We start from the raw sequence: 8,833 nt of genomic DNA, 5'->3' as shown, positions 1-8,833 counted from the left end.
GGGGGGGGCTCTGGGGCGTTGCCCTCCATCGCGTCCAGGGCGGTCTACGCAGCGTTCGCGGTGTCGGCGCAGCCGGCCACGAAAGCAAGGACGGGAGTCAGCAGTAGGCCACAAACCTTGGCCACGGTGTGCGCCTTCACGGAAACCTTTTCGGCGGATGTGTGGCCGCGGTCCACTCGGACCGGACATGGCCGCGCGCCCATCGCTCTGACCGACAAGGCGAAACCGAGCACCCCGAGCAGATTGGCTACGATAGTAAATTCGCGGCCGGTAAGTACCTGGCTTGCGACGTCCAGAACGTGGGCGATGAAGGGGTAGGAGTAGGTCACCAACGCCATGTCTGCGGAGTCGGCCGCCGGTGCTCACTCAGCTTAAGGGGCAGGCGCAGCGGGCTCTGTGGCTCACCCTGATCGCTCACGGGCAGGTCACGACCTCGGCCGGCTGTCGAGTGGCCGCCCGGGCGTGGACCGCTGTGCGCGGCGCGACCCAGGTGTCGCGGACCTTGACGGCGTCGAGCTGGCCGCCGCCGACCAGGGGGAGTGCCCGCTGCCGGCGCACGCCGAGGGGGCCACCGAACTCCTGGCACCCGTCCGGCCCAGCGGCGGTGACGGCTGGGCGCCCGCGATGACGTCGCCGATAGGGTCGCCGGCCCTGGTGAAGAATTGCTTGCACCCTGCATCCGTGCACCTTGACTGGTCGCTCGTCGGTCGTCGCCACCGGGTGTCACGTGAGTGACTCGCGCGTCAGGCGGACACCTCGTTCTGTGTCATGTGCATCGTCTCGTAGTCGGTGGGGCTGAGCCCAAAGCCGGGAGCGCCGGCGGCGGGTGTTCTAGATGTACTGACCGGGGAGGTTGGTCAGGCGGCTGATGGGTGGATGACCGCCGATACCGGTGTGGGGCCGGTGATTGTTGTAGGCGTGTAGCCAAGCAGGAAAGGCCGCCCGGCGGTCGGTCTCGCTGGCGAAGTACTGGGCGAAGGCCCACTCGGTGGTCATGGTGCGGTTGAAGCGTTCGACCTTGCCGTTGGTCTGGGGCCGGTAGGGCCGGGTTCGTTTCGGGGTGATGCCCAGGTCGGCGCAGGTAGCGGCCCAGTCGCGGCTGCGGTAGCAGCCGCCGTTGTCGGTGAGCACCCGGCGAGTGGCCACGCCGCGGTCGGCGAACCAGGCCACCGCCCGGCGCAGCACCGCAGTGGCGGTCGCGCTGGTCTCGTCGTCGTGGATCTCGGCGTAGGCCAGCCGGGAGTGGTCGTCGAGAACGACGTGGATGAAGCCGTGGCGCATCAGCGGGTTGCGGTACTTGCTGCGGGCTCGGCCGCCGTCGGCGGTGCGGTTGGCGTGGCCCTGCTCGCGGCCGAGAAACCGCCAGCCGCCGCCGGCGGGGATGTTGCCCAGCTTCTTCACATCGGCGTGCAGCAGTTCGCCCGGCGCGGGGTGCTCGTAGCGGAGCACCACCCGTTCGCGCCGGTCGAGCTGGGCCAGCCGGTTGACCCGGCAGCGGCGCAGCACCGCCCCGGCGGTGGACGGTGCCACCCCGATCTCGTCGGCCAGCCGCACGGCGCCCCAGCGCTTGCGCAGCCGCAAGGACACGATCCGCTTGGTCCTCGCCGGGCCGGTCTTGCCCGGGCTGGAATGCGGCCGGCTGGAGCGATCGGCCATGCCGGTGCCGCCCTCGGCCCGATAGCGCTCGGCCCACCGATCGGCGGTCTTCCAGCTCACGCTGAAGAACTCCGCAGCCCGGCTCTTGGGCCAGCCCTCCTCGACGACCAGGCGGGCCAACCGCAGGCGCTGGCGTGGGGTCAGGGCGGCGTTAGCGTGGAGCACGAGGACCTCCGGGTTCGTGTCGTGGTCGCCTTCAGCAGCTCCACTCCACGTCCGGAGGTCCTCCCTCCACAAGATCAGTCAGCTAGACGCTGTGATCGCACACCCTCGACCAACGTCTCCGGTCAGTACATCTAGAAGGCCTCGAGGTAACAGAAGACCTCCACCTCCACCTCTAGCTTGTGGCGGGTTGGCCAGGAACGGCACTAAAACAGCTCGGTCTTCAGCGTGGCGAACACCGTCGCGGCCATCGCGTCTTCGTACGCCGAGCCGACCCGACCTATCGAGGCCAGCCGGCCCGAGGCACGCAGCCCCTTGCCGAACTCATACGACGTGTACGCCGCGGTAGGAGTCGTGGACCAGGCTGGTCACGTCCCGTTCGTCGCGGGCTCGGGTCCACAGGCCCTGCTCGGGAGAATCAAGGGCCCGATCGGTGCGCAGGCTGGTCGACGCGCGCCAGCCGACGATCCGCTGGCTGTAGACGTCCATGACGAAGGCGACGTAGACGAAGCCGGACCAGGTGGCGGCGTAGGTCAGGTCGGCCACCCACAGCCGGTTCGGCCCCGGCGCGGCGAAGATCCGGTCGACCAGGTCCCCGCGGCGGGCGGCCACGTCCGCGCGCACGGTCGTGCGCTTGACCCTGCACGCCGACCGCCCCGGCCAGGCTCAGTTCACGCATAAGCCGCTCGACCCGGCAGCGGGCAAGGGGAACGCCCTCGCGGTCAGAGCCCGCCAGACCTTGCGGGCGCCGTAGGCGTTGGCCTCGTACACCCGGAGGATCAACCTTGAGCTGGGCGTCGCCGACCGCCCGCACCGAGGGCGGTCGGGTTCGGCCAGCGTAGGAGGTGCTCAAAGCGATCCTGGCGCCCGCATCAGCGAGCGCGAGGCAGATCGGCTCGACGCCAAACTCCTGACGATGCTGGTCGAGGTAGTCGATTAGCGCTGACATGGCCGTCGAGCTCGGCCGCGAAGACAGCCGACGCCCTCTTGAGAATCGCGGTCGCCCGGCAGCTCGCGGTTCTCCCGCTCCAGCTCGGCCGGCCGTGCCCGCTCATAGGTGGTCAGACCCGGCGCGGCGCCGGTGTCGATGCGCACCTGCTGCACCCAGCTCCGCAGCGAGTCCGGCACGATCCCCAACTCCTCACCCAACCGATTGCACGCGGCCTTGACGCTCAGCCTCTCCCGCCCCTCAACCAGATCGAGCGCGGCGCGCATCGCCCGCTTACGTACCTCATCGGGGTACTTCTACGGTGCCGCAATTATTATCATACCCATGTGGATTGAGAGCCTCCGGGACAGCTACGTCGTGCCGCCACGGTGACACTCATGTGACGCCGCTGCATGCACGATTTTCATGGAAGGCAATGGCGGGGTGACTCGACAAGGGAAAGGTGCGGAAGCCGTGACAGCGACTGCAAGAGCCGTAATCGCCTATGTCGGTCGCCTACTGCGGCGGCTCGGAGACCCTGCCAGAAAGCGAAGGGACGCATACCCCACCCCGCGGGAGAGATTAGATATATCGGCCCGCGACGTGCCCATGCTGCTCGATAGGGAGCTGAACAGCCATGGGCAATCTGGCGCCCGCACGCACCCCCCAACTCATCTCCTGTACGACATGACTGGCCCCACAGGGGTTGTAGAGGTTTTCCGGGAGGATCAGACTTACCAACGCGTGCTCGCATCCCACAGGGAGGAAGCGGGTGACGCAATCCTGGTCTCGATTCTTGCCCCACGTCGCGGAAACCCAAATCCCCCAAGCTTTCGGACACGGGAAGAAGAAGCGGAACGGGTCGGTGCGCTGGTAGGGGAGCCGCCCGAAGTGATCCGCTGGTACTCCAGCGACCCAGGTCAGGAATATCGGGCTACTTTGATCGCCTGGTCAACGTCTGCGATCCTTTACGAAAGCTGTGGCGCTACCTGCCGCTTGGAACATTGGGAGGGTGGCTGGGTTGAACGACCTGCCACGAGGATTCGCATCGAAACAACCTATACCGTCAGCATCAAGGACGTCCCCCCTATGCTCGTGCCCGGTAAGACTTGCGAAGAGGCGAATGAGCAGGATATGGATTGCTTCTACTACTTCGTAGGCAAAGATCCGCGTGGCCTAAGAATTCACCGCCTTTACGCGAGCGCCTCAATCAATGTACCGAATGGTGAGGTCGCCAGGCTTGGCCCCGTATCAGTCGAGCATAAAGACATGGAGCAGTGACGGATGTAGGGCTGCAACTTAGCAGCCCCCACAAATCGACCAACCGAGCTTGCTCAGCCGGGAGGGACGGTGGATGTTGCGGAAGCTTCCGCGGTAAGAGCAAACCTCGTCCGTCGTACCTGGGCGGCCACTCCGGGCCGCCTGTGCGCGAGCCACCGCTTCAATTAGCGATGCTGCACCCACAATGGCCGTGGAAGGCGGAGCCGACACAGGCCGACCCAAGCGTGGCAGACGTTATCAGAAGCGAAGCGGCTGCTGAAGGCAGCAACCGCCCACTCAATCGCATCGCAGATATCGCTTATCCACGATCGGCACGGTGAATGCCGTCGGTGCCGACCCGCCGGCAGATGATGGCCCCGGCGGTGGCAGAGAGGAGCTGTGCGTGTAGGGAGCCTACATTATCGACCGATCCAGGATGCGACTGACGGGTCAATCTCCCCTCGCGGGGAGCTTGCCAACAACCGGTCCGATGAAAGGAATGCAGTCTTAGTGGGTTTCCGCAGCGCTGCCCGCGTGAAGTGGCCGAGCCGAGCGAATTGCCGACAGGCGACGAGCCTCCAGCCAATGACTCGTCAAGAAAGCCAGTCTGCAGCCCATAAAAACTGGCAACTCGGATGAGAGCTTGGCCACTGGAAGAATTGCCCTGTGTCGGCGACCTGCGTCGAAACCGCCAGGTCTCGCTCAAGAAGCCCTCGAACTTGATCGGCGAGCCGTTCACTGCGCACGAGGGCCACAGCTTCGAAGTCATGCAGAGCACTACGATAGTTCAGGTTGTACGAACCATGACAGACCACATTGGCACGGTCATTCAGGGCCGTCTTCCAATGCGTCATGCGTCGACCCCCAGAGAAGTCGAACAGACGCACCCCTCGAGCGCATGGTTCTGTTGCAACGGATTGCCGAAGCTTGGAAGGGGTAATCGCTCGCCTCTGTTGTATAGGGATTGATGAGGATTACATTGCTGGCGCGTTCCCTCGAAAGTCGGCCAAGGGCATGGAAGAAGCTCCGATCAGAGATGCAGGGGTTCTCGATCAACACCTTGCCCTCCGCCACCCCCGGGAGCGCCAAATAATAGGCACGTATCAAGTTGTTCGGATCTCCCGGGAAGGACGCGAGCAATGCGCAATCATCATGCCCAACGAACCCCAGGGGTCTGTAATTCGCTTCGGCGTTGAAAGTTCCCCCTCCCCGCACCGTCCATGTTGACGCGAACAGTCCATTGAGTCCGTCGGCGAGTGGCCCCCGAATACGCAGCATCCCGTCGTGCCACTGCCGAGCGTCAACGGGTAGGCCATCCTGGTCCACGGGGTCGCCATAAAGGTAGTTTCCGCCGATGTTGAGGCTGCCGATCAGTGTTGGTCTTCCATCGATAACCATAAACTTGCGGTGGTCAACAACGTTCCAATTCGCCTCAACGTCCCGTTGCACCAAATCTTGCATCCGAAGAAACACCTCTGGTACGCCCTCTGCAGCAAACTGCCGGCGCTTGTCCTCCCAGTCCCACTCCCAGTACGATTCTTGATCCGAGTCAATGACCTCCGCCCCGGCCTGACGAAGGAATCTCGCAATCCTACTGAAATCCGCCTCTCCTGAGGAGTTGACGGCAACACTGCCATAGTAGCCGCTCTTCGTCGTCTCACCGTCGGCCATCACGCGCACCTTTACCCCGGCCTGGGCTCTCTCGGCGAGTGCCCGGCAACCCGCCAACCGGCGTCGTCGCTAAAAAACAGCATCATTTGTACATTCACGTAGTGTTCCGCCACGGCGACCTCCTCCAGCACGACCCTCAAGCAATCGGGACCATCGACGACGGCGTCGCACTGGTTACTGGCAGACACTACGGGAGCGAGCTGCAGCAAAAGCTTGCGATCGATCCTGTCAGTGATGGCCGAGGCAGCCTGCCGCAGTTGGTCTTGGCCGAAGCCGTGCACGTTCTCCAATTGTTCAATGTTCCACATGAAGCTGTTGGAGTGGGCCATCTCTTGGACGCGGTGATGTACAGCATCTTCGACTGCATAGTCTGGCGTGATGCCGGAATCGGCACTCGCGAGGAAGCCAGCCGCGTAGTTGAAGTAGCGCACAATGTCCGCTAGCGTCTCCTCGTCAAACTCGTCAAAACTAAGATTCATTGTTGACCCACCCCAACCCGTGGTTTGAGCCAGCATTCCGCCCGAGCACTTCACGCGGACGCCGCGACTGAGCCGGAGAGCGCATGAATGGCCGACCAGCATCCAGTTCACGTAGGCCCACGCGTGCAACCCCGAGCACCACATCGATGTCCGGGTCGCGGCCATACCGCTTGTACACTCGACGCATCGCTTCGCGCCCTGCCTCGATTAGGGCTTTGCGATCTCTGAGCGTCGGTGGTTGCTGATCGCGCTCTTCTCCTGTCATCCCGCACCTCCAGCGAAAATGGGCCGCACCTGCAGGGAGGGGGCGGTCCGCTCCAACGCCTAGATCTGCGGCTTCTCATCGACGCAGAGCGCCACCGCCTTCCCCGGCGGATGCAGATACAGGCCGACGACGTCGCGGATCTCTGCTTCCAGTTGCCGGTCAGTGCAGAACCTGAAGATCTGCGCCCGCCAGGGCTGAATGCCGAAGTGGCGGCGGATCCAGGCCCGAGGGTGGGTGTGGGAAATCGGTGTGCCCTCACCGGCGAGCGCGGCGGCCAGCAGCCGCGCGGACCAATGGGCCGCGCCGAGAGGGTGGGCGGCTCGGTCAAGGTCAGCTCCAGCACCCGCTTCCGCAGCCCTTCGGGCAGCTGCGCCCGCTTGCCCGGCCGCGGCGGGGTCCTCCACCCCGACCAGGCCGCCTCGGCGTAGCGGCCGCGCCAGGTCACCACCGTCGGCTCGGCGCAGCCGACGAGCGCGGCGACCTTCTTGTCCGGCACGCCCTCGGCCGCGAGCAGCACGATCCAGGGGCGTTCGACCTCCCGGGCCGGCGCGCCCTTGTCCCGGAACCGCCGCTGCAGCTCCCCCCATCGGCGTAGGGCACTTCCACAGTCCGCACGTGCGCGGCCATGAGAAAGGGTCACTCCGGCGGCAGATCACATCAAGGAGTACCGGTACGGAGCACTAGCGGCCTAGTCGAGCGACCAGGCGCCCCACAGTCTCACGCTGTGGCGAGTCCGGGCCGACTCCCGGCGCAACCCCTTGACGCCGCCCATCCCTGAGAGTAAGCGTAGAGCTACAGCCGCGGCCCAAGTCGATGCAAGATTAGCGCCGCGGCGGTCGCGATCAAAAGCAGCGGTCATTGATGAGGAGACGCTGGAGGGAGCCGGCCCTCTTAGTCAAGTCTCAGGCAGCCTCATCCTGCGCGGGCAGCCAAGCGTTTAAGCATTCCCGCGACAGCCTGAATTCCAAGTCTGTGGGCGGCAGGTGTCTTTCATCCCCCTTCTTTGACGACATGCGAGACATGACACGGCGACCCCCTCGGGAGGGCGGCATGGCTGATCGCAAATTGGTCCGCTGGCATCGTCGTCGACTTGCGGGTGCCGTCTGCGCCTTCCTCATCACAGGGGCAATCTATGGATGCAACGGAGGCGAGGTCCTATTTGGTGGGGCACTCCTGGGCAATCTACTGAACCAGTTCTCCAGCGAGGTGAACTGGACAGTCACACACGCGAGCGCTGAGGCGAGTGTCAGGACGACGCAGGCCGGTTCCGAGGCCACTAGGGTAATCGATCATGCGCGCGTAGCGTTCGCAGATTCATTGGATAAGGCCATCAAAAGCTCCGATGAGGCACTCGCCGATCGCATCACTCAAATCGAGAACATGGTGGACCGGTTTGCGCGAGAAGGCGCGGTGGCGGCTGAGGAACTGGTGAAGCAGGCGCAGGCCATAGCCTTAACACTCCCGTTCTCTAGGGGAGATCCACAAGTTACTACATGGCAGCCTCGCTTTTTCGTTCCATCGCAAGACATCACTTTCACTGTCACAGGGATCTTCACTCAGGCTCAGCGGGAGGGAATGGCTCCCACTCTGACCATTGGTGATCGTCAAATCTCGGTAGGCCCGGGAATGCCAGGCACGAGCTTGACACAGGAACTGCAATTTATTGTGCCGTCAAACATCTTGCCAGCACCGACAGGGGCGGCAGCCACGCCAATAACTGCATCCCTGACCGTTCCCTATCGCTCGCCTGTGTTGCAGCGCCATAAGACGGCCACCTTCTCTGTCCTGCTTGGCGTCATGCCACCATCCGCAGGAACCGTAGAGATTCGGCGTGTAAGGCATGACGTCAGCACGGAGCAGCTCCGGAAGTCGACTGGTGTAATCGCCCAGGGCGGCAGGGATGATAGTGAGGCGCTGGAGTACTGCACAGAGCCCGCTTCGCCGCCGTGGCGCTTCGTGGTGCCATCCAACGTTGATGACATCTTCAAGCTCGACGACCTGACCCGATATTCGAGGGAGAATGTCAATTGGAGCAAGCGTTGGGTCAATGTCGGAGCCACGGATCGAGCCTGCGTCATGGTATGGACCTGCGGCCGGGACGAGTGCGGCCATAGTGGCGACATCAACTTTCACGTTGAGTGGACGATCGCACGTGACGTTGATCATCCGACGTGGGTAACCGAGAGTCCCGTCAATCTCGCCTGGGGGGAAATGCGCACCTTTGATGTCGTCAATGGAGAGTGGCGACTGGTCTACGACCCATTTGACGGGCCCCCACAGGAACTAGTCAGCGCAGTAGAATTGCCATACATCTCTTTGAGAGAGGAGCAGGGCGTCGTTAGTCTTCAGGTTAAGACCTTCTGCAAGAGAGCCCCTGGGGCTGAACCGCCTTGCATCATGCTGTGACGGCGG

General features: G+C 63.7%; 9 protein-coding genes and 1 pseudogene. 2 read left to right on the top strand and 8 right to left on the bottom strand.

Annotated elements, in window-relative coordinates; genetic code table 11:
* Window positions 1-44: 44 nt before the first annotated feature.
* The 4 genes and pseudogenes from ACI784_RS09430 to ACI784_RS09415 all read right to left on the bottom strand — a co-directional run.
* Window positions 45-329, bottom strand: a complete 285-nt coding sequence (locus tag ACI784_RS09430; RefSeq protein WP_457013280.1) for a hypothetical protein — start codon at window positions 327-329, stop codon at window positions 45-47.
* Between the two features lie 502 nt (window positions 330-831).
* Entirely contained in the window at window positions 832-1,821 is a 990-nt protein-coding gene (locus tag ACI784_RS09425; RefSeq protein ID WP_457013279.1) for an IS481 family transposase, read from the bottom strand.
* Window positions 1,822-2,142: 321 nt separating this feature from the next.
* A complete protein-coding gene (locus ACI784_RS09420) occupies window positions 2,143-2,442 on the bottom strand; it encodes a DDE-type integrase/transposase/recombinase (protein ID WP_457013278.1) in 300 nt (99 codons plus the stop codon).
* Between the two features lie 312 nt (window positions 2,443-2,754).
* A pseudogene (locus ACI784_RS09415) lies at window positions 2,755-3,051 on the bottom strand (transposase); the annotation flags it as partial.
* A gap of 439 nt (window positions 3,052-3,490) precedes the next feature.
* On the opposite strand from ACI784_RS09415, the gene ACI784_RS09410 reads away from it, so the two are divergent.
* Window positions 3,491-4,027 (top strand): hypothetical protein, encoded by a 537-nt coding sequence (locus ACI784_RS09410; protein WP_457013277.1) that lies wholly within the window; start codon window positions 3,491-3,493, stop codon window positions 4,025-4,027.
* A gap of 572 nt (window positions 4,028-4,599) precedes the next feature.
* Here ACI784_RS09410 and ACI784_RS09405 read toward each other — a convergent pair.
* The 4 genes from ACI784_RS09405 to ACI784_RS09390 form a co-directional block, all read right to left on the bottom strand.
* Window positions 4,600-4,893, bottom strand: coding sequence for a phospholipase D-like domain-containing protein (locus ACI784_RS09405; RefSeq protein ID WP_457013276.1), 294 nt, complete (start codon window positions 4,891-4,893; stop codon window positions 4,600-4,602).
* Window positions 4,832-5,677, bottom strand: coding sequence for a phospholipase D-like domain-containing protein (locus ACI784_RS09400; RefSeq protein WP_457013275.1), 846 nt, complete (start codon window positions 5,675-5,677; stop codon window positions 4,832-4,834). The genes ACI784_RS09405 and ACI784_RS09400 overlap by 62 nt, the downstream gene beginning before the upstream one ends.
* An 11-nt stretch (window positions 5,678-5,688) precedes the next feature.
* The gene (locus ACI784_RS09395) at window positions 5,689-6,267 is read right to left on the bottom strand and encodes a hypothetical protein (RefSeq protein WP_457013274.1); all 579 of its coding nucleotides are present in this window, start codon (window positions 6,265-6,267) and stop codon (window positions 5,689-5,691) included.
* Window positions 6,268-6,480: 213 nt separating this feature from the next.
* Window positions 6,481-6,825 (bottom strand): hypothetical protein, encoded by a 345-nt coding sequence (locus ACI784_RS09390; RefSeq protein ID WP_457013273.1) that lies wholly within the window; start codon window positions 6,823-6,825, stop codon window positions 6,481-6,483.
* Between the two features lie 913 nt (window positions 6,826-7,738).
* Here ACI784_RS09390 and ACI784_RS09385 point away from each other — a divergent pair.
* On the top strand, window positions 7,739-8,827 hold the full coding sequence (locus ACI784_RS09385) for a hypothetical protein (RefSeq protein ID WP_457013272.1): 1,089 nt from the start codon (window positions 7,739-7,741) through the stop codon (window positions 8,825-8,827).
* The last annotated feature ends 6 nt before the right edge of the window (window positions 8,828-8,833 follow it).

Source organism: Geodermatophilus sp. SYSU D01186 (assembly GCF_054050215.1).
The sequence above is the reverse complement of the archived record's forward strand: the minus strand, read 5'-3'. Positions and strand labels throughout refer to the sequence as shown.